Raw genomic sequence first — 19,847 nt, forward strand, 5'->3', positions numbered from 1 at the left:
AGTTTTACGTCTGAGCGAGGGTATAGCCCCATCTTTTGTACTCAAGGAGACAGACCATGAACCAACGGATAATCCCCGCCCTGCTTATGACGATCGGCCTCGCTGTACTGGCCGGCTGCTCCTCGCCGTCGGTAATCACGCTGAATGACGGCCGTGAGATCCAGACCGTGGACAAGCCCAAATTCGATGAAGAATCCGGCTTCTACGAGTTCGAACAGCTCGACGGCAAACGCGCCACGATCAACAAAGATCAGGTGCAAACCGTCAAGGAGCTCTGAGGCAACAGCCTGAGCGCCCATATCGGCCGGACAGATGGATGATACGAGTCGACAACCGGGTTGCCGACTCGTAGTTTTTTTCGGGCTAACCCCTTGTGCGGTAAAAGTTTTTCGGTAGAATACGCGGCATTCGGAGTGTAGCGCAGCTTGGTAGCGCGTCTCGTTCGGGACGAGAAGGTCGCAGGTTCGAATCCTGTCTCTCCGACCAAATCAAAAACCCGCCTTAATCGGCGGGTTTTTTATTGGCTGCGTTTTGTCGAACTGACTCTCTCAACTCAGAAAGGCCACCACCTGCTCGGCATCGAATGGCCAGTTCAGCTCGCGGCCATTATCGCAACGGCGCAATACCGGAATACGCAATCCGTATTGCTCGACCATCCCCTCATGCTCGGCAATGTCGATCAACTCGACCAACAGGCCATTCTCGACGAATGGCATGAGCAACGCCTCGGCCACCTCGCAAAGATGGCAGCCCAGGGTTCCGAAAAGTTGGCATTCAGGCATCATGAGCGCACCTCACTATCAGCAAGGTGCGCAGTTTAACACCGGCGATAATCAGCTCGCGTTAGCGTCCTTGCCAGGCTGACCAGCGATCAGCGACTGCAGGCCATCGAGCAGACTGCGGTTGAGGCTGTCAGCCTTCTCCAGGCGCGGCAAATCGAAGCGCTCATCGAGCGAGAAGCCGCCCTTGAGCAGTTCCTTGAGCATGCCGCCAGCGTCCTGCGCCAGATCACCGGCACTGCGCAGCGCATCGAGCAGACCCTGAGCATATTCCTGCAACCCGGCATTGACTGCACTGGCGCCCTGCCCAGCCACCGCGCCATAGGCATCGGTGGCCTGACGCACAGTGGTCTGGGTCAGACGCAGCGACATCGAAGCCAATTGCTCACCATCCATATCCAGCGCCATGGCGCGATCAAAGGCGCCTGTCAGGTCACCGGCGTAGAACTTGTCGGAGAGATCCTGAACCTGGCTGAAGAGCTTCTCCAACGCCTTGATCTCGTCGTCGTCCAACTCACCTTCGACATCCACCTGCCAGACGCCGATACGCATGCTGCCAGACTGGCTGCTGCCCACCACACTGGTGGACTTACCATCGCCGGAGGCGGCAAAACTGCTCTGCGACCAGCTGGCGGAAGCCTGCGCCACGGAAATGCGCAGGCGGTCACCATCGCGAGTAGTGACGGATAAATCGAAGGTTTCCGCCAGCGCGCTGAAACGCTCGCTATAACCAGCCACCGCCACCTTGTCTGAACTGCTCGAAGCAGCACTGCCGAAACGCTTGTCGAGATCGCCGAAGCCATCCTGAATACGCTTGTAGGTATCGTCGATATCGCTAGCCACCTGCCCCTTGAGCACGCCCATGCCATCGAGAATCTTGCGTGCCTCGGCAAAACCCTTCTCGACGCCATCACGCGCCTGGGACAACAGCTTGTCCAGCTTGGCCGGGTCAGCGCCTGCCGCGGCCTCGCTTTGCAGGCGCTGCTCGATAAAACCCAGAATCCGCCCAGCCACTTTCTCCGGGGTGTAGTCATCACGTGTTCCGGACAACGAGCCGGCCGGCACGCCGAGCTTCTCGGCGAGGCGATTGGCCAAGGTGGCTTGGGCATCGGCGCTATTGCTGCGCGCCGCCATGGACTGGCTGGCCTGCGCGGCACGGGAAGCGGCGGAGCTGAGTGAGTTCAGAGGATTCATGGCCGGGTACCTGAATAGGTTATCTGCCGACCTTAGCGGCCGCACACAGGCAAGCTTTAACCTTTATCGACCAACGGTTGTCGATTTTTCTCAGCTCGATTGTGCTCCAGCGAAATTTTCCCGATCAATGGCCAGCCGCCGAAAATCCCTGATAAGCACGACCTAGAGCCCACGGCTGTTTACGCTCCGGCTCCACCCAAGGCTCGACAGACTAAAGTCTTACAGTCGACTCGCAGGCGAAATGCTTTATTTCGTCGCGCCGTAACTGGCTGGTCACTTCGTGGCCAACCTGCTTATAACAACGAGGAGACAACAATAATGAGTAAAACTCCCCTCGCCCGTGCCGTGGCCCTCGCCACGCTGGGCGCCAGCCTGACCCTGCCAAGCCTGGCACAGGCTGACTTCATCGCTGACAGCAAAGCCTCTCTGGAGCTGCGTAACTTCTATATGAATCGGGACCTGCGCGACCCGGGCGTAGCCCAGTCCAAGCGCGAGGAGTGGGCACAGGGCTTCATCCTTAAAGCCGAGTCCGGCTTTACCGAAGGCACCGTCGGCTTTGGCCTGGACGCCTATGCGGGCCTGGGCCTGAAGCTCGACTCGTCTGACGATCGCGCCGGCACCGCTCTGCTACCCAACGGCTTCGGCAACGAGGGACCGGACGAATATTCCGAGTTCAGCGGCGCGGTCAAGGCACGCATCTCCAAGACTGTCGGCAAGGTCGGCGGACTGATGCCCAAGCTGCCCATCGTCTCTTCAGGTGACTCGCGCCTGCTGCCGCAGGTGTTCACCGGCGGCATGATCACCTCGCAGGAAATCGACGGACTGACGCTCAACGGAGGCCAACTGCGTGAGGTCAACCAGCGCGCCTCCACCGACCGGGTCGACATCACCGCCACCAACATGGCCGGTGAGAGCGACCGCTACAACTTCGCCGGCGGCGACTACAAGTTCAACGGCGGCAACACCACCGTTGGCGTGTGGTACGGCGAACTGGAGGATATCTACGACCAGAAGCTGTACAACCTGATCCATGTACAGCCGATCGGCGACTGGAAGCTGGGCGCCAACCTGGCCTACTTCGACTCCCAGGATAACGGTCGCAAACTCGGCGGCAAGCTGGACAACGACCTGACCTCGGTCAATCTATGGGCCGGCATTGGCGCGCACACCTTCCGCGTGGGTTACCAGAAGGTCGGCGGCGACAACGCCTTCCCCTTCCTGACCGAAACCGATCCGTACATCGTCAACTACATCCAGATTCTCGACTTCACCCGTAAGGACGAGAAATCCTGGCAAGCTCGTTATGACGTCAACTTCGCCAGCTACGGCATCCCGGGCCTGACTGCCTTCGTCCGCTACGTCACCGGCGATGGCTTCGATCTTAACGATGGCAGCAGTGGCAAAGAATGGGAACGCGACATCGATATCAGCTACATCATCCAGGAAGGCCCACTGAAGAACCTCGGCGTGCGCTGGCGTAACGCGATGGTGCGTTCCAACGCGACCATTGGCGACCTGGATGAGAACCGTCTGATCGTCAGCTACACCATTCCGTTGATGTAAGGCGCGTCCGCGAAACGAAAACGCCGCAACACCGGTATCGGGTTGCGGCGTTTTTGGTTTTTATCGAAGCTGGAAAAGCACGCGCTGCCTGAACCCTTCTCGACCAGGGATACGCTCAAAAGCTGTACACCGTCACTCCCGCGAAGGCGGAAGCCCAGATACTGCGGGGTTCTGGTTTCCCGCCTGCGCGGGAATGACGACTACTTCATCCCGGGCTGGCCTGACCAACATCCTCGATGGACAACTACCAACCCTTGGCCTGTGATCTCTACGACTACCTGGAGATCGCCTGCATGCACTGCTATCAGCTGGATATCGAACTGGTCGACGGCTCGACCCTACTGGGCCAGGCCCTGACCACCGAAACCACGGCGAGCAAGGAAGAGTTTCTGCTGGTGCGTACAACCGACGGCGAGCAACGCCTGCGCATGGATCGCCTGCTGGCGATCACCCCACAGGATGCAGGCGCCAGCTTTGGTCGAGTGCTGTTAAGCGGCAACCGCTGCTAGTCTCAGGGCGGCGCGGTGCGCACGGCGCACCCCACGGCGTCCTGCGGTACGCTTTTACCACATCAGATCATCAGGAATCTGATAGGCCGCGTAAGGATCGTCGGCATCCGGCTCTTCGACATGGGTATTGAGCAAGACGATGCGCGAGGCATCGCGCTCCTGAATCTTCAGCGCGGCCTCGCGCGGGATGATCTCGTAACCACCGCCATGACGGACGATGGCCAGCCAGCCGTTGGACAGCTTGTTGCGCACCATGGTGTTGACCGGCAGGCGCTTGACCTTCTTGTCATCGACGAAGTTGTAGTAGTCCTCGCCGTCGAGCTTAGGCAGGCGTGAACGCTCGATCAGTTGCTTGACCTGCGCCGCGCGGGCTTTCTGCTCGGCTTTTTCCTGCTGCTGACGATTCAGCTCCTGATCACGTGCGGCCTTTTCGGCTTGCGCCTGCAGTGCGGCCTGGCGTGTGCTGTCATCCAGTTCGGCCTGGCCTTTTTGCACCAGACGCTTTTGCTTTTGCTGTTGCTTGCCAGCCTGCTTGGCCTGTTTTTCATTGACCAGGCCGGCTTTGAGCAGCTGGTCGCGCAGGGAAAGACCCATGACTAAAGATCCCGAACATGATTCAGTTGCGGCAGCGACGCAAATTCGCGCTGCCAGTCCAAGGCGCCCAGCATAAGGGCTAAGCAGCGGCGGCTCCAGCCTTTAGGAGCGACCGGGCGGCGAACCGCTTCAGTCGCGAAAGGCGGACAGCAGAGGCTTCGCGGATAAATCGGAACGCCGCCGTGCCTATAGGGTTCAACAGCCTGGCGACTGCTTCTCCAACTTCTTCGCCTCGCCCCACAAGGCATCCAGTTCCTCCAGCGAGCAACCGTCCATGCTGCGCCCGGCCTCACGCACGCTCTGCTCGATAAAGCGAAAGCGCCGCTCGAACTTGCCATTGGCTGCCCGTAGCGCAGCCTCAGGATCGACCTTCAGGTGCCGTGCCAGGTTGCTGACGACGAACAGCAGATCGCCGATCTCCTCGGCCACCGCCTCGGCATCGTTTTCACTCATGGCTTCGAGCACTTCATCCAGCTCTTCGCGCACCTTGTCCACCACCGGCAAAGCATCGGGCCAGTCGAAGCCGACCTGGGCCGCACGCTTCTGCAGTTTGGCCGCACGCGACAGTGCAGGCAGCGCGCTTGGCACATCATCGAGCAGGGAGAGCTGCTCGGGTTCGGCGGCCTTTTCGGCGCGCTCCTGCGCCTTGAGCTCTTCCCAACGCTGCTTGACCGCTGCTTCTTCAAACTTGGCGGCGTCCGGCATCCCGTACAGATCACCGTCGGGGAATACATGCGGATGGCGACGAATCAGCTTGCTGGTGATGCCATCGACCACCCGGGCAAAATCGAAACGCCCCTCCTCCTGCGCCAGCTGGCTGTAATAGACCACCTGGAACAGCAGATCGCCCAGCTCACCCGGCAAATGCTCGAAGTCGCTGCGCTCGATGGCATCGGCGACTTCGTACGCCTCTTCCAGGGTGTAAGGCACGATGCTCGCGTAGTTCTGCTTCAGATCCCAGGGGCAGCCGTGTTGCGGATCACGCAGACGGGCCATCAGATGCAGCAGATCGTCGAGTTGGTACATAAAAACTCCTGGGCTGCACGCTACAAGCGGCAAACCACAAGAAAAGGCGCAGCGGCGCCTTTGACTTGCTGCTTGTCACCTGAAGCGTGCCGCTTAATTGGCCCGCTGGCGACGCGCCTCGATGATGTTGGGTAATTGGCCGATGCGCGCCAGCAGACGCCCGAGCGCATCGAGTCCGGGAATCTCCACGGTGATCGACATGGAGGCGGTGTTGTCCTCCTTGTTCGAGCGGGTGTTGACCGCCAGCACGTTGAGTTTTTCGTTGAGCAGTACCTGGGTGACGTCACGCAGCAGACCGGAACGGTCGTAGGCCTTGATGACGATTTCCACCGGGTAGGTCTGCACCGGCACCGGCCCCCAGCTCACCTGGATCATCCGCTCCGGCTCGCGCGCCGTTTGCTGCAGTGCCGTCGGGCAGTCCTGACGATGGATGGTGACGCCACGGCCAAGAGTGATGTAACCGACGATCGGGTCGCCCGGCAGCGGCTGGCAACAGCCGGCCATCTGTGTCAGCAGGTTGCCGACGCCCTGGATCTGAATGTCGCCGCGCTTGCCCGGCTTGAACCCCTGCGCCTTGCGCGGGATCAGTTCCAGCTGCTCGTTGCCGCGCTCAGGCTCGAGCAGTTGCTGCGCCAGGTTGACCGCATGAGCCAGGCGCACGTCGCCGGCCCCCAGGGCGGCGAACAGGTCCTCGGCGGTTTTCAGGTTGGCCTTCTCGGCCAGCTTGTCGAAGTCCGCACCGACCAGGGCCAGGCGCGCCAGCTCGCGCTCAAGCAACTGCTTGCCAGCGGCGACGTTCTGGTCGCGATCCTGCAGCTTGAACCAGTGGACGATCTTCGCCCGCGCGCGGCTGGTGGTGACATAGCCCAGGTTGGGGTTGAGCCAGTCGCGGCTCGGCGAGCCCTGCTTGCTGGTGATGATTTCCACCTGCTCGCCGGTTTGCAGGCTGTAGGTCAGCGGCACGATACGCCCGTTGATCTTGGCGCCGCGGCAGTTGTGGCCGATCTCGGTGTGCACGCGGTAGGCGAAGTCCAGCGGTGTGGCGCCCTTGGGCAGGTCGATGGCGTGGCCGTCAGGGGTGAAGACGTAGACCCGATCCGGCTCGATATCCACGCGCAACTGCTCGGCCAGGCCGCCGATATCGCCCAGTTCTTCGTGCCACTCGATGACCTGACGCAGCCAGGAAATCTTCTCTTCGTAGTGGTTGGAGCCGGACTTGACGTCGGTGCCCTTGTAGCGCCAGTGCGCGCACACACCCAGCTCGGCCTCTTCGTGCATGGCGTGGGTGCGTATCTGCACCTCCAGCACTTTGCCTTCCGGGCCGAGCACGGCGGTGTGCAGCGAGCGGTAGCCGTTCTCCTTGGGGTTGGCGATGTAGTCGTCGAACTCCTTGGGAATGTGCCGCCACAGGGTATGCACGATGCCCAGGGTGGTGTAGCAATCACGCACCTCTGGCACCAGCACACGTACCGCACGCACGTCGTAGATCTGGCTGAATTGCAGGCCCTTGCGCTGCATCTTGCGCCAGATCGAATAGATATGTTTCGCCCGGCCGCTGATATCGGCCTTGATACCGGTGGCTTCCAGCTCCTGACGCAGATTCGCCATAGCGTCGTTGATGTACTGCTCGCGATCGAGGCGACGCTCGTGCAGTAGCTTGGCGATCTGCTTGTACTGCTCCGGCTCCAGGTAGCGGAAGGACAGATCCTCCAGCTCCCACTTGATATGGCCGATACCCAGGCGGTGGGCCAGCGGCGCATAGATGTCGAACACTTCGCGTGCCACGCGCTGGCGCTTGTCTTCGTCGGCCTCCTTGACCGCACGGATGGCGCAGGTACGCTCGGCCAGCTTGATCAGCGCCACGCGCACGTCGTCGACCATGGCCACCAGCATCTTGCGCAGGTTCTCAACCTGCGTCTGCGAGCCGACCACCACCGATTCACGCGGGTTGATACTGGCGCTGATCGCCGCCATGCGCAGCACACCTTCGATCAGCTTGGCCACCACCGCACCGAAGCGCTGCTGCACGGCGGCCAGGGTGATCTTGCCCTCACGTACGCCGCGATAGATGACCGCGGCAACCAGCGAATCCTGATCGAGTTTGAGATCGGCGAGAATCTCGGCAATATCGAGACCGGCGCGGAATGTCGAGGCGCCCTCGCTCCAGTGATGCTCGGTGGTATTGGCCTGTTGCTCGGCGTCACGGGCGAACTCGCAGGCCTCTTGCAATGCCTGGCGATCCAGCGCCGGATCGACACGAGTGACATGATCCAACCAGGCCACAAGATTGATGCTGCCGTCGTCGTTGACCGGCTGATGCGCTCTCACCTGAACCATCGTCTTACCTTCCCTACGGTGCGCCTGAGCGGCACCGAGCAGTCGCCGGCCTTCTCTGAGCCGGTCGGATTAACTGAAAGGGTGCGCGTCCTGCGCATCCCCGCGGTACCGAACGTACCGCTTTGGCCCAAGACCTAAGTCTCGGGCTTCTCGAATAGAGCCATGGCCTCGACATGCGCGGTTTGCGCAAACATGTCGAGAATCCCGGCGCGGCGCAGGCGATAGCCCTGCCGCAGCAACTCGGCCGCATCACGTGCCAGCGTGGTCGGGTTGCAGGATACATAGACCAGGCACCGCGCGCCCAGCTCGCTCATCCCACGTACCGCCTCCAGCGCGCCGTCACGCGGCGGATCGAGCAGCACAGCGGAAAAACCGCCACGCGCCCAGGTCTCGTTGACCAGCGGCTTGGACAGGTCGGCGCGATAAAAGTGCGCATTGTCCAAGCCGTTGTGGCGCGCGTTGTCAGCGGCCCGCTGCACCATCGCGGCGACGCCTTCCACAGCCACCACTTCGGCAGCCTGACGCGCCAGCGGCAGGGCGAAATTGCCCAGACCGCAGAACAGATCCAGCACCCGCTCGCCAGGCTGCACGCCCAACCAGTCTAGCGCCTGAGCGACCATGGCCGCGTTGACCAGACCATTGACCTGGACGAAATCACCCGGCCGATAGGCCAGTTGCAAGTGCCAGCGTTGCAACTCAAAGCCGAGCTCAGCGCTCGGCTCATCAGACAGTGGCAGCCCTTCACCCTGCAGCCACAGCTGCGCATCATGCTCGCTGCAGAACGCGCGCAGGCGGCTCAGATCCGCCTCGGCAAGCGCTGCCGTGTGGCGCAGCAGCAATGCTTCGGCAGTACCGCTGAACAGTTCCACGTGCCCGACTGCCTGTGGCTTTTCCAGGCTGCGCAGCAAGGCCGGCAAGGCGCTGAAAATGGGCTGCAAGGGCTGTACCAGTACCGGACATTGTTCAATGGCCACGATGTCCTGGCTGGCCTCGGCACGGAAACCGACCTGCAGCTGCCGCGCCTTGGCATCCCAGCGCACGGCAACGCGTGCGCGGCGCCGGTAACCGAGTTCGGGGCCAAACAGCGGCGCAGCCCACTCATCTGGCTGCACGCCACCCAGGCGCGACAATTGCTCGGCCAGCGTGCGCTGTTTCAGGGCCAGTTGCTCGGCGTGGGGCATGTGCTGCAGGTTGCAGCCGCCGCAACGGTCAGCGTGCACGCAGGGCGCCGCGCGGCGCTCGCTGCTGGCGGCGATGATGCGTTCGGCGCGTGCCTCGACGGTCTGGCTGCGGGCAGCGAGTACCCGCGCCTCAACTTCTTCGCCGGCCAGCGCACCACTGACGAACCAGGTGCGCCCGCCTTCGAAGGCGATGCCGCGGCCGTCACCGGCCAGGCGCTCGATGGACAGTTTCTGCTTCTTGCCGACCGGCACCTGCGCCGCACGGCTGCCGCCGCTGGGCTGAAAGCGCAGGTTGGAGCTGCGTCTGGCCATCAGCGCGCCGGTTCTTCGTAAACGCCGGTGGACAGGTAACGGTCGCCACGGTCGCAGATGATCGCCACCAGCACCGCGTTCTCCAGCTGCTGCGAGAGGCGCAGCATGCCGGCCACGGAGCCACCGGAAGACACGCCGCAGAAGATGCCCTCTTCCCGCGCCAGGCGCCGCATGACGTGCTCGGCCTCGGCCTGGCCCATGTCCATTACCTGATCGACCCGTTCGGCCTGATAGATCTTCGGCAGGTATTCCTCGGGCCAGCGGCGGATGCCGGGAATGGCCGAGCCTTCCTGCGGTTGCAGACCGACGATCTGGATCGCCGGGTTCTGCTCCTTGAGGTAGCGCGAGGTACCCATGATGGTGCCGGTGGTGCCCATGGAGCTGATGAAGTGGGTGATGGTCCCGCCGGTCTGGCGCCAGATCTCGGGGCCGGTACCGCTGTAGTGCGCCTCGGGATTGTCGCCGTTGGCGAACTGGTCGAGCACCTTGCCGCGGCCCTCGGCCTGCAGCTTCTCGGCCAGGTCACGCGCGCCTTCCATGCCCTCTTCCTTGCTGACCAGGATCAGCTCGGCGCCATAAGCGGTCATCGCCCACTTGCGCTCGGCAGTGGAGTTGTCCGGCATGATCAGAATCATCTTGTAACCCTTGATCGCCGCGGCCATGGCCAGGGCGATGCCGGTGTTGCCACTGGTGGCTTCGATCAGGGTATCGCCGGGCTGGATGGCGCCGCGCAACTCGGCGCGGTTGATCATCGACAAGGCCGGACGATCCTTGACCGAACCGGCCGGGTTGTTGCCTTCCAGCTTGACCAGCAGGGTGTTGCTGGTGTCACCGCCCAGGCGTTGCAGACGTACCAGGGGGGTATTACCGATGCAGTCGGCAATGGTGGGAAATTGCAGGGTCATGGGTCGCTCGAATCCAGACTGACGCGAAGGGGCGTCATGATACGCCGAACCCGCCGCGGCATCACCCAGCGAACGTAACCAGCGGCTGTTCGGCGTGATCAGGCCGCCGGCATGCGCAGCAATACGCGCAAGCCATGCCTGCCGTTTTCGGCCCAGACGCGCCCGCCTTGTGTCTCGATCATGCTGCGGGCTATGGCCAGGCCCAGGCCGAAACCGTCGCCGCCCGGCCTGGCGGTGCTGAGACGGGTAAACGGACGGAAGATAGTCTCCAGCTCGTTTTCCGCCACACCCGGCCCCTGATCCTCGATCCACAGCAACCAGTTATCGCCTTCCTGCTGGCCAGCGAGGCGAACCAACCCGCCGTGCGGCGAATGCCGGATGGCATTGCGCAGGATGTTTTCCAGCGCCTGCGCCAGACCATTGAGATTGCCGCGTACTCGGCAACCTACCGGCAGATCGCAGGGCATGCGCGCAAGTGGCCAGCCGGTTTCGAAGCCGGCGTTCTCGCGCAGCACATCCCACAGCCGGATTACATCCACCTCTTCGCTGGGCAGTTGCGGCCGCTCCGTGTCCAGCCAGACCAGTTCCAGAGCATCGCCGACCAGTTTTTCCATCGCATCCACTTCACGTGCCAGGCGCTGGCGCAGTGCAACGTTGTCACCCTCGTTCTCCCCGGCCACGCGCAAGCGGCTCAGCGGCGTGCGTAGTTCATGGGACAGGTCGCGCAACAATTGGCGCTGAAAAGCGACCGTACCCTGCAGACGCTCCGCCATATGGTCGAAACTTCGCGCCAGCTCACCCAACTCGTCCTTGCGCCCGGTGACCGGCGGGCCAAGCCTGGCAGACAGATCACCCGCACTCAGAGCGGCAGCCTGGCGTCGAAGGATGGCCAAGGGGGCGATCAACAGCCGATAAAGCAGCAGTGCCACGACCACGGCCAAGACCGCCGGCAGTAGCCGCTGCAGAAGCAGCTCCCACAGCTCGTTGTACTTGCGCGGATTCAAGTGCTGCGGCAACGCCATGACCAGGCGGGTCTTTCCATCGCTGAAGGGCACGTAGAAGGTCGGCGTACCGCCCGGTCGGCCCACGGGAAAGTCCAGCTTGCGCACGAAATCCAGGCGCTGCTCTTCTTCATCGCTCAGTGGTTGCGAGGCCAGCGAATGCTTGTGCTCATCGACCACCGCGGCCCAGACCCGCTCACGCTCGTGCAGGTGCTGTAGATAAGCATCGACGCCAGGCGCCCCACCCTCTCGCCATGACTTTTCGGCCTGCCGCGCCTCGTCTCTGAGCATCTGCCGGGTCGACTCGGGCAGATAGGAGGTCGCCTCGAGCAACATCCGCCCTACATCCACATGCAGGCTGACCAGCAGCAGGCAGAACAGCGCCAGGGCACCAGCCAGCCGCCACAGCAGCGAATGGCGTCCCGGCAGACTCATGGCCCGGCCTGCGTCAGGATGTAGCCCTTGCCCCAGACGGTATTCACCCGCGTGGCCTCATAGCCCACCGCCTGCAATTTGCGCCGGATGTGGCTGACGTGCATGTCCAGGCTGCGGTCGTGCTGGGAATAGGCACGGCGTAATGCCTGCTGATAAAGGAAAGGCTTGCTCAGGGCCTCGTCGCGGTGTCGCCAGAGCAACTCCAGCACGCGGTACTCACTGGGCGTCAGGCCCACCCAGGTACCTGAGAAGGCGACATCGCTGCGCCCTTCATCGAACTGCAAGCCACCGTCGACGCTGCCAAGGTGCTGCTCGCGACGCTCGTAGGCGACCCGCCGCAGAATCGCCTCGACCCGCACGCTGAGTTCACCGAGGCTGAAAGGCTTGGGCAGATAATCGTCGGCACCCTGGCTGAACCCGGCGATACGATTCTGCTCATCCCCCAGAGCCGACATCAGCAGCACCGGCACGCTGCGGCGCTGGCGCAGACGCTGCAGCACCTCCAGGCCATTGGTCCCGGGCAGAAGGATGTCCATCAGCACCAGATCGAAGTCTTCGCTTTCGGCCAACTGCAAACCTTCGCTGCCATCGTGACTCAAGGTCACGTCAAACCCGCAGCTCATCAGGTGCGACTGCACGTGGCTGGCGAGCAAGGGGTCATCCTCGACGGCAAGGATGCGAGCCGAGGTAGGTGTACGGGTCATCATGGTGGTCAACCGGGAGGCATTGAATGCGAACAATTCTATCTACTAAACGCTAATCTCTCACCTACAGATTCCGCCGCGCCGAATCGCTACACTGCCCGGATGTTCCGAAGGAGGAAGGTCGTGTTCAAGGATCTCAGCATCAAAGGGCGCGTACTGCTGCTCACCCTGCTGCCCACCAGCCTGCTGGCCTTGGTGCTGGGCGGTTATTTCACCTGGGTGCAGCTATCGGGCTTGCAGACTCAATTGCTGCAGCGCGGCGAGATGCTGGTCGAACACCTGGCCCCCCTGGCGGCGCCGGCGCTGGAACAGAAGGACGTGAAGAAGCTCGAGCGTATCGCCCAGCAGGCGCTGGAGCACCCGGACGTTCGTGCGGTCGGTTTTCTTGCCCCTGAGCGCGCCTCCCTGGCGCACGCCGGCCCCAGCATGCTCAACCCCACGCCCAGCGGCCAGCCGGGCGTCAGCCTGCTCAGTGGCCAGGATGCCACGCGCTTTCTGCTGCCGGTCTACGACCAGCATCTGGTGCTCAACGACACCCTCGCCGAAGACGGTCAACTGGAGTTGCTCGGCTGGGTCGAACTGGAACTCTCACACCAGGGCACACTGCTCAGCGGCTACCGCAGCTTGTTCGCCAGCCTGCTGCTGATCGCCGGCGGCCTTGCCGTCACCGCCCTGCTCGCCCTGCGCATGAGCCGCAGCATCAACGGCCCGCTACGCGCGATCAAGGCCGGGGTCGCACAGCTCAAGGACGGCCATCTGGAAACCCGCCTGCCTCCATTGGGCAGCCATGAAATGGACGAGCTGGCCTCTGGCATCAACCGCATGGCCGAGGCGCTGCAGAACGCCCAGGAAGAACTGCAACACAGCATCGAGCAGGCCACAGAAGACGTGCGCCAGAACCTGGAGACCATCGAGATCCAGAACATCGAACTGGACTTCGCGCGCAAGGAGGCCCTGGAAGCCAGCCGTATCAAGTCTGAGTTCCTGGCCAACATGAGCCACGAGATCCGCACACCGCTCAATGGCATTCTCGGCTTCACCAATCTGCTGCAGAAGAGCGAGCTCAGCCCGCGCCAGCAGGACTATCTGTCAACCATCGAGAAGTCCGCCGACAGCCTGCTCGGCATCATCAACGAGGTGCTCGACTTCTCCAAGATCGAAGCCGGCAAGCTGATGCTCGAATCCATTCCCTTCAACCTGCGTGACCTGCTACAGGACACCCTGACCATCCTCGCCCCCGCAGCCCATGAAAAGCAGCTGGAACTGGTCAGCCTGATCTACCGCGACACGCCACTGGCCCTGCGCGGCGACCCGCTGCGCCTGAAGCAGGTACTGACCAACCTGGTCAGCAACGCGATCAAGTTCACCCGCGAAGGCACCATCGTCATGCGCGCCATGGTCGAGGACGAGAGCGCCGACAGCGCGCAGCTGCGCATCAGCGTGATGGACACCGGCATCGGCCTGTCGGATGAGGACCTGCGCGCGCTGTTCCAGGCTTTCAGCCAGGCCGACAACTCGCTCAGCCGCCAGGCCGGCGGCACCGGCCTTGGCCTGGTGATTTCCAAGCGCCTGATCGAGCAGATGGGCGGCGAGATCGGCGTCGACAGCACGCCAGGCGAAGGCTCGGAATTCTGGATCACCCTGACCCTGCCCAAGGCACGCGACGATGCCGAAGATCTGCCGCGCGCAGCCTTTCAGGGGCGTCGTGTGGCCGTGCTGGAAAGTCACGAACTGGCGCGCCAGGCCCTGACCCACCAGCTTGAGGACTGCGGCCTGGAGGTGGAGAGTTTCTCCGATCCCGCTCAGCTCTTCGAAGCGGTGAACAACCAGCACACTCGCGAACGCCCGCTGAGCCTGGCAGTGCTGGGCATTACCGCCAGCCAGCTGGCGCCCGAGAGTCTCGGCCAACGGATATGGGACCTCGACCGCCTCGGCTGCAAAGCGCTGGTACTCTGCCCGACCACCGAGTTGGGCCTGTTCCACGACTCGCTGCCCGACGCCTATAACCAGTTGCAGGCCAAGCCCCCTTGCACACGCAAGCTGCACAAGGCACTGATAGAACTGGTCAGCCCGCAACGGCCGATCAGCGAGCCGGTGGTGATCAGCGATACTCGCCGACCACAGATTCTCTGCGTCGACGACAACCCGGCGAACCTGCTGCTGGTGCAGACCCTGCTCGATGACCTTGGCGCCCAGGTGACTGCCGTCGACAGCGGCTACGCGGCGATAGAAGCGGTGCAGCAGGACAGCTTCGACCTGGTGTTCATGGACGTGCAGATGCCCGGCATGGATGGACGCGAAGCCACCGAAGTGATTCGCCAATGGGAAAGCGAGCAGGGCCGCAGCACCACACCGATCATCGCCCTCACCGCCCATGCCCTGGCCAACGAGAAGCGCGCCCTGTTGCAAAGCGGCATGGACGACTACCTGACCAAGCCGATCAACGACCGCCAATTGGCCCAGGTGGTGCTCAAGTGGACCGGCCTTAACCTGCGCAACCCGCCAACACACAAGGCCGCCCCGCCCACCCCTGCGCAGTCGCAACCCAAGGTGCTCGACAACGAGGAAGGCCTGCGTCTGGCAGCCGGCAAGCCCGACCTGGCCGCCGATATGCTGAGCATGCTGCTGGCGGGCCTGCCCGGCGACCGTCAGGCCATCCGCCAGGCTCGCGCTAGCGGTGAACGCACGACGTTGATCGAGCGAGTTCACCGCCTGCACGGCGCTACCCGCTACTGCGGCGTGCCCCAGCTGCGCGCTGCCTGCCAGCGCAGCGAGACCCTGCTCAAACAGGACGACCCCGAAGCTCAGCGTGCCCTGGACGAGCTGGACGCAGCGATCGAGCGCCTGAGCGAAGCCGCCGCGCAAAGCGCTTGAGGAACCCATATGCGCATCTGCCTGTTCAGCAGCAAACCCTATGACCGTGACTCGTTTCTCGCGGCAAACTGCCCGCCCGACTGGCATCTGCAGTTCCACGAAACACGCCTGACCGCCGACAGCGTGGCATTGGCCAAAGGCAGCGAGGTGGTCTGCGCCTTCATCAATGACGACCTGTCCGCCCCGGTGCTGGAGCAATTGGCCGCTGATGGCACGCGCCTGATCGCCCTGCGCTCGGCCGGCTACAACCATGTCGACCTGGCAGCGGCACAGCGTCTCGGCCTGCCGGTCGTGCGGGTGCCGGCCTATTCGCCCCACGCCGTGGCCGAACACGCGGTGGCCCTGGTGATGGCCCTCAATCGACGTACCCACCGGGCCTTCAATCGCACCCGCGAAGGGGACTTTTCCCTGCACGGCCTGACCGGCTTCGACCTGCATGGCAAGCGCGTCGGCGTGGTCGGCGGCGGCAAGATCGGCCAGGTCTTCGCCCGCATCATGCATGGCTTCGGCTGCCAGGTGCTGATTCACGACCCCTTCCCGCTGAGCGGGCTGGAGGCCCTGGGCGCACGCCAGGCGCCGCTGGACGAGGTGATCGCCAACAGCGACATCCTCAGCCTGCACTGCCCGCTGACCGACGACAGCTACCACTTGATAGATGCTGCGCGTCTGGCGCAGATGAAACGTGGTGCGATGCTGATCAACACCGGTCGCGGCGCCCTGGTCGATGCTCCCGCGCTGATCGAAGCGCTGAAGAGCGGCCAGCTCGGCTACCTGGGCCTGGACGTCTACGAGGAAGAGTCGGAGCTGTTCTTCGAGGATCACTCCGACCTGCCGCTGCAGGACGACACCCTGGCCCGCCTGCTGAGCTTTCCCAACGTCATCGTCACCGCACACCAGGCCTTTCTCACCCACGAAGCGCTCGACGCCATCGCCCGCACCACCCTGGACAACATCAAGGCCTGGCTAGCCGGCCGGCCAAGCAATGAGGTCAAGGCCGGCGCGTGATAGCATGCCGGCTGATCCGGAGGACCCATGGCCGAACACGATTTCCGTTATTCCCTGCTCAACCCGCAACACACCCTCACCGAATGCCGCGCACTGGCGCCGGGCCGCTACCAGGTCACCGGCAACGGCGGTTCGATCCAGGCCAATGACGTGCTGCTGGTCACCCTCAAGGGCAGTCGTGACCTGCACATGCGTCTGGACGTGGAAAAAGTACGTCACCTGATCAACCCGCCCGGCCAATGGCTGGCCGTGTGCAAGGGTCCGCAGTTCAAGGAACTGGCCATTCATAACTGGCAGGTGAACTGTGACGCTTGTGGCAAGCAGCTGGATTTCGAATTCGCCGTCGATGCGGCCCTTGGCAAAGCCGCGCAAGCGCCAGCCGCCGAAGCCCGCATCACCGAGCTGGGCTGGCGCAACGATGCCGGTCGTCACCTATGCCGCACCTGCCAGGAGGCCTGACAGCATGAACCGCGCCCTGCCCCTTACCCTGCTCGCCGCCACCTTGGTCGGCTGCGCCAGCGACGCACCGCAGCTGGAAACCGAACGCAGCTACCAAGTGGAATGGATCGGCGAACGCCCGCTGATAGACCGCAGCCACCTGACCGTGACTTTTGCTGCTGACGGTCGCGCTCACGGTCATGCCGGCTGCAACCACTGGTTCGCCGGCTACACCTTAAAGGGTGACGCCGTCCGTTTCGAAACCCCGGGTAGCACCCGCAAGATGTGCGCACCCGCGCTGATGGAGCAGGAGCAGCGCTTTCTAGCAGCATTGACGGAAGTGCAGCGCTGGGACTTCAACGACATCGGCCAACTGCAACTGTGGCCGGCCAGCGGCAAACCGATTCGCCTCTGGCCGCAATAATCGAGCCGCATGGATACTCTGTGGGAGGCGCTTCAGCGGCGACGTCTTTATCGATGATCGCGGCTAAAAGGCCGTTGAAAAACGTAGGCGAGGCAGCCAGTGCAAGGCAAAAACAGGCGAAAAAGCGGAGTTTACGATCTGTAAATGAGCATTTTGAGCCTGTTTTTAACGCAGCAGTGGCAACGCAGGTAGTTTTTCAACAGCCTGCTAAAGCCCCTCCCACAACAGCACCTACGCAAACAGCTCCAACTGCTCCTGCCGCCCGCGCAGATCATGCAACCTGACGCCCACCCCGAGCAGCCGCACCGGCTTGCCGCCCCGGGCGAAGGCGTTGCTCAGCAACAGGCGATAGCTTTCCAGATCCCGACTGGCCCCCGCCTGCTCCAGGGTGGTCTGGGTAAAGTCGTGAAATTTGACTTTGACGAAGGGTTTGTCCGGTCGATAGCTGGCGTCCAGCCGCTGCAAACGACCGTTCATCTCCTCGAGCAGCGCCGGCAGCTTCTCCAGGCAGGCCTCCAGGTCGGGCAGGTCCTGATCGTAGGTATTCTCGACGCTCAGTGATTGGCGACGGCTATCCACCTGCACGGCGCGCTCGTCTATGCCATGTGCCAAACGCCACAAGCGCTCACCAAAACTGCCGAATTCGCGCACCAGCGCCAGCTTGTTCCACTCTCGCAGATCCAGACAGGTGCGAATCCCTAAGCGCGTCAGCTTGTCGGCCGTGACCTTGCCGACGCCGTGCAGCTTGTTCACCGGCAACTCGGCAACGAAATCGTCGACCTGATCCGGGGTGATCACGAACAACCCGTTGGGCTTGCGCCAGTCGCTGGCGATCTTGGCCAGGAACTTGTTCGGCGCCACCCCGGCCGACACGGTGATGTGCAGCTCCTGCACCACGCGACGGCGAATTTCCTGGGCAATGCGCGTGGCGCTGCCAGCAAAATGTGCCGACTCGCTGACATCCAGATAGGCTTCGTCGAGCGACAACGGTTCGATCAAGTCGGTGAACTGGCGAAAAATGCCGTGAATCTCGCGGGAAACCGAGCGGTATACCTCGAAGCGTGGCTTGACGATCAACAGGTCCGGGCACAGCTTCAGCGCATGCCGCGAGGACATCGCCGAACGCACGCCATAGGCACGTGCCTCGTAATTGCAGGTGGCGATCACCCCACGGCGGTCAGCCGAACCGCCAACGGCCAGCGGACGATTGGTCAGGCTCGGGTCGTCACGCATCTCGATGGCGGCGTAAAAGCAGTCGCAGTCAACGTGGATTATCTTGCGCACAACACCCTCGAAAGCCTTACCAGGTCTGGTCGAACTCGCTGAAGTCTAACAGTTGTTTGAGGCTAACCATCTGAGTTGAAAACAGTTTTTTGAAGATAATAGTTGACGCAAAGCTATCTACCGGTAGAATGGCCGCCGCGGGATGGAGCAGTCTGGTAGCTCGTCGGGCTCATAACCCGAAGGTCGTAGGTTCAAATCCTGCTCCCGCAACCACCTTCCGAAAAGGCCACTCTAACGAGTGGCCTTTTTGTTTGCCTGTCGATTAGTATTTTCGATCAAAAGCAAGAAACCGATTGACAACACTCTCTCCCTGAGTAGAATGGCTGCCGCGGGATGGAGCAGTCTGGTAGCTCGTCGGGCTCATAACCCGAAGGTCGTAGGTTCAAATCCTGCTCCCGCAACCACCTTCCGAAAGGCCACTCTAACGAGTGGCCTTTTTGTTTGCCTGTCGATTAGTATTTTCGATCAAAAGCAAGAAACCGATTGACAACACTCTCTCCCTGAGTAGAATGGCTGCCGCGGGATGGAGCAGTCTGGTAGCTCGTCGGGCTCATAACCCGAAGGTCGTAGGTTCAAATCCTGCTCCCGCAACCACCTTCAGATAAAGGCCACTCAAACGAGTGGCCTTTTTCGTTTCCGAGTATTGATCTTCCTCAGCTTCACATAAGCCAAGCGGGCCTATGCTGGAGACACCTGCCACAGATGCAGGACATTACCGAGGAAGCCTGTATGAACTGGAAGAACACCCCACCACGTTATGGAAGCCTGTCCATTGGCCTGCACTGGCTGATGCTGATTCTGATAGCCGCCGTCTACGCCTGCATCGAACTCAAGGGCAATTTCCCCAAAGGTAGTGATACCCGCGAGCTGCTCAAGCAATGGCACTTCATGCTCGGTCTGAGCGTCTTCGCCCTGGTCTGGTTGCGCCTGCTCGCTCGTGCGCTGAGCCCTACCCCGGCCATCCAGCCCGCGCCACCGAGCTGGCAAAACCTGCTCGCCAAGCTGATGCACCTGGCCCTGTACGCCCTGATGATCGGCGCGCCGCTGGCTGGCTGGTTGATTCTCAGCGCCGCCGACAAGCCCATTCCCTTCTTCGGCCTGGAGCTGCCAGCACTGGTCGGCCCGGACAAGGCACTGGCCGGGCAGATCAAGGAACTGCACGAACTGGCTGGCAGCGCCGGCTACTGGCTGATCGGCCTGCACGCGGTCGCTGGTCTGTATCACCATTACGTGGTGCGCGATAACACCCTGACGCGCATGCTGCCGGGGCGCAATTGAGGTG

General features: G+C 62.4%; 18 protein-coding genes and 4 tRNA genes. 12 read left to right on the forward strand and 10 right to left on the reverse strand.

Annotated features, from left to right (window positions below; genetic code table 11):
- Positions 1–56 precede the first annotated feature (56 nt).
- The gene (locus AAEQ75_RS21305) at positions 57–278 is read left to right on the forward strand and encodes a YgdI/YgdR family lipoprotein (protein WP_099525269.1); all 222 of its coding nucleotides are present in this window, start codon (positions 57–59) and stop codon (positions 276–278) included.
- A gap of 131 nt (positions 279–409) precedes the next feature.
- A tRNA-Pro gene (locus AAEQ75_RS21310) sits at positions 410–486 on the forward strand.
- Between the two features lie 62 nt (positions 487–548).
- On the opposite strand, the gene AAEQ75_RS21315 is transcribed toward AAEQ75_RS21310, so the two are convergent.
- Both AAEQ75_RS21315 and AAEQ75_RS21320 read right to left on the reverse strand, forming a co-directional pair.
- Positions 549–785, reverse strand: coding sequence for a glutaredoxin family protein (locus AAEQ75_RS21315; RefSeq protein ID WP_343350405.1), 237 nt, complete (start codon positions 783–785; stop codon positions 549–551).
- A gap of 48 nt (positions 786–833) precedes the next feature.
- Entirely contained in the window at positions 834–1,973 is a 1,140-nt protein-coding gene (locus tag AAEQ75_RS21320; protein ID WP_343350406.1) for a DUF5610 domain-containing protein, read from the reverse strand.
- A gap of 318 nt (positions 1,974–2,291) precedes the next feature.
- On the opposite strand from AAEQ75_RS21320, the gene AAEQ75_RS21325 reads away from it, so the two are divergent.
- Both AAEQ75_RS21325 and AAEQ75_RS21330 read left to right on the forward strand, forming a co-directional pair.
- The gene (locus tag AAEQ75_RS21325) at positions 2,292–3,536 is read left to right on the forward strand and encodes an OprD family porin (RefSeq protein WP_343350407.1); all 1,245 of its coding nucleotides are present in this window, start codon (positions 2,292–2,294) and stop codon (positions 3,534–3,536) included.
- Between the two features lie 236 nt (positions 3,537–3,772).
- A complete protein-coding gene (locus tag AAEQ75_RS21330) occupies positions 3,773–4,045 on the forward strand; it encodes a Rho-binding antiterminator (RefSeq protein WP_343350408.1) in 273 nt (90 codons plus the stop codon).
- Positions 4,046–4,099: 54 nt separating this feature from the next.
- On the opposite strand, the gene AAEQ75_RS21335 is transcribed toward AAEQ75_RS21330, so the two are convergent.
- The 7 genes from AAEQ75_RS21335 to AAEQ75_RS21365 all read right to left on the reverse strand — a co-directional run bounded on the left by AAEQ75_RS21335 (position 4,100) and on the right by AAEQ75_RS21365 (position 12,543).
- Complete coding sequence (locus AAEQ75_RS21335) at positions 4,100–4,639, reverse strand: DUF2058 domain-containing protein (protein WP_017677480.1); 540 nt, start codon at positions 4,637–4,639, stop codon at positions 4,100–4,102.
- A gap of 195 nt (positions 4,640–4,834) precedes the next feature.
- Entirely contained in the window at positions 4,835–5,665 is an 831-nt protein-coding gene (gene mazG / locus AAEQ75_RS21340; protein ID WP_343350409.1) for a nucleoside triphosphate pyrophosphohydrolase, read from the reverse strand.
- A 93-nt stretch (positions 5,666–5,758) separates the two neighbouring features.
- Complete coding sequence (relA, locus tag AAEQ75_RS21345) at positions 5,759–8,002, reverse strand: GTP diphosphokinase (protein ID WP_143504250.1); 2,244 nt, start codon at positions 8,000–8,002, stop codon at positions 5,759–5,761.
- Between the two features lie 134 nt (positions 8,003–8,136).
- Complete coding sequence (gene rlmD, locus AAEQ75_RS21350; protein ID WP_343350410.1) at positions 8,137–9,495, reverse strand: 23S rRNA (uracil(1939)-C(5))-methyltransferase RlmD; 1,359 nt, start codon at positions 9,493–9,495, stop codon at positions 8,137–8,139.
- Complete coding sequence (gene cysM / locus AAEQ75_RS21355; RefSeq protein WP_106733883.1) at positions 9,495–10,400, reverse strand: cysteine synthase CysM; 906 nt, start codon at positions 10,398–10,400, stop codon at positions 9,495–9,497. The genes rlmD and cysM overlap by 1 nt, the downstream gene beginning before the upstream one ends.
- Before the next feature lie 98 nt (positions 10,401–10,498).
- The gene (locus AAEQ75_RS21360) at positions 10,499–11,836 is read right to left on the reverse strand and encodes a sensor histidine kinase (protein WP_343350411.1); all 1,338 of its coding nucleotides are present in this window, start codon (positions 11,834–11,836) and stop codon (positions 10,499–10,501) included.
- Positions 11,833–12,543: a response regulator transcription factor gene (locus AAEQ75_RS21365; RefSeq protein WP_296235957.1), complete on the reverse strand. Its 711-nt coding sequence runs from the start codon at positions 12,541–12,543 to the stop codon at positions 11,833–11,835. The genes AAEQ75_RS21360 and AAEQ75_RS21365 overlap by 4 nt, the downstream gene beginning before the upstream one ends.
- A 120-nt stretch (positions 12,544–12,663) precedes the next feature.
- Here AAEQ75_RS21365 and AAEQ75_RS21370 point away from each other — a divergent pair, with 120 nt between their 5' ends.
- Genes AAEQ75_RS21370 through AAEQ75_RS21385 form a run of 4 tightly spaced genes read left to right on the forward strand, consistent with a single transcriptional unit; the run spans position 12,664 to position 17,281 of the window.
- Entirely contained in the window at positions 12,664–15,414 is a 2,751-nt protein-coding gene (locus tag AAEQ75_RS21370) for a response regulator (RefSeq protein WP_125834576.1), read from the forward strand.
- Positions 15,415–15,423: 9 nt separating this feature from the next.
- On the forward strand, positions 15,424–16,419 hold the full coding sequence (locus AAEQ75_RS21375) for a 2-hydroxyacid dehydrogenase (protein ID WP_343350412.1): 996 nt from the start codon (positions 15,424–15,426) through the stop codon (positions 16,417–16,419).
- A gap of 27 nt (positions 16,420–16,446) precedes the next feature.
- A complete protein-coding gene (locus AAEQ75_RS21380) occupies positions 16,447–16,878 on the forward strand; it encodes a hypothetical protein (RefSeq protein WP_343350413.1) in 432 nt (143 codons plus the stop codon).
- A gap of 4 nt (positions 16,879–16,882) precedes the next feature.
- A complete protein-coding gene (locus AAEQ75_RS21385; protein ID WP_343350414.1) occupies positions 16,883–17,281 on the forward strand; it encodes an META domain-containing protein in 399 nt (132 codons plus the stop codon).
- Positions 17,282–17,512: 231 nt separating this feature from the next.
- On the opposite strand, the gene dinB is transcribed toward AAEQ75_RS21385, so the two are convergent.
- Complete coding sequence (dinB, locus tag AAEQ75_RS21390) at positions 17,513–18,565, reverse strand: DNA polymerase IV (RefSeq protein WP_343350415.1); 1,053 nt, start codon at positions 18,563–18,565, stop codon at positions 17,513–17,515.
- Between the two features lie 136 nt (positions 18,566–18,701).
- On the opposite strand from dinB, the gene AAEQ75_RS21395 reads away from it, so the two are divergent.
- The 4 genes from AAEQ75_RS21395 (at position 18,702) to AAEQ75_RS21410 (ending at position 19,843) form a co-directional block, all read left to right on the forward strand.
- Positions 18,702–18,778: transfer RNA gene (locus tag AAEQ75_RS21395), tRNA-Met, on the forward strand.
- Between the two features lie 114 nt (positions 18,779–18,892).
- Positions 18,893–18,969 (forward strand) — tRNA-Met (locus AAEQ75_RS21400).
- Between the two features lie 113 nt (positions 18,970–19,082).
- Positions 19,083–19,159: transfer RNA gene (locus AAEQ75_RS21405), tRNA-Met, on the forward strand.
- Between the two features lie 135 nt (positions 19,160–19,294).
- Positions 19,295–19,843 carry a cytochrome b gene (locus tag AAEQ75_RS21410; RefSeq protein ID WP_273254000.1) on the forward strand — a complete coding sequence of 183 codons (549 nt, stop codon included), beginning with the start codon at positions 19,295–19,297 and terminating at the stop codon, positions 19,841–19,843.
- The last annotated feature ends 4 nt before the right edge of the window (positions 19,844–19,847 follow it).

Source organism: Pseudomonas sediminis, assembly GCF_039555755.1.
Taxonomy (GTDB): domain Bacteria; phylum Pseudomonadota; class Gammaproteobacteria; order Pseudomonadales; family Pseudomonadaceae; genus Aquipseudomonas; species Aquipseudomonas mendocina_D.